This window comes from Emticicia sp. W12TSBA100-4, assembly GCF_040253585.1.
In the GTDB taxonomy this organism is placed as follows: domain Bacteria; phylum Bacteroidota; class Bacteroidia; order Cytophagales; family Spirosomataceae; genus Emticicia.
This window is the reverse complement of the sequence record NZ_JBELAU010000084.1, coordinates 1-412: the sequence shown is the minus strand read 5'-3', so window position 1 is coordinate 412 and position 412 is coordinate 1. Positions and strand designations below refer to the sequence as shown.

Annotated in this window: 1 protein-coding gene; it reads right to left on the bottom strand. The window is 39.1% G+C overall.

The window, feature by feature from the left end:
- Positions 1-381 (bottom strand): ATP-binding protein (locus tag ABR854_RS25855; RefSeq protein ID WP_350268738.1); only part of this gene is annotated, 381 nt, incomplete at its 3' end.
- Positions 382-412 lie beyond the last annotated feature (31 nt).

Genomic DNA, 412 nt, shown 5'->3' with positions numbered 1-412 from the left:
TCCCATCTGACAAGCTTGTAGCCCTAAAGCAGATGCAATATAGCTTTTTCCACAACCTGTTGCTCCAGTAATAAATACATTTTCAGCTCTTTTAATAAAAGTCGTATCAGTTAATCGGAGCATAAGGTTTTTGTCAAGGTTTCTTTCAGGTAAAAACTGAATTTCTTCAATCACTGCCTGATAACGGAACTTAGCTGCTCTGATGGAAGCCACTGTTCTTTGATGTTGTCTTTGGAGTATTTCGGCATCTACAAGTTGTGCTAATAGCTGCTCAGTTGGTGGATGTTGGTCATAAGGCAAGTTCAAAAGGGCTTGATAAGCAGCAGCCATCCCATTTAGTTTAAGGCATCGCATCTGATGCAGAGTTTGTTCGGTGTTCATGTTATTTTGACTTGAGAGATAAAAAAAGATT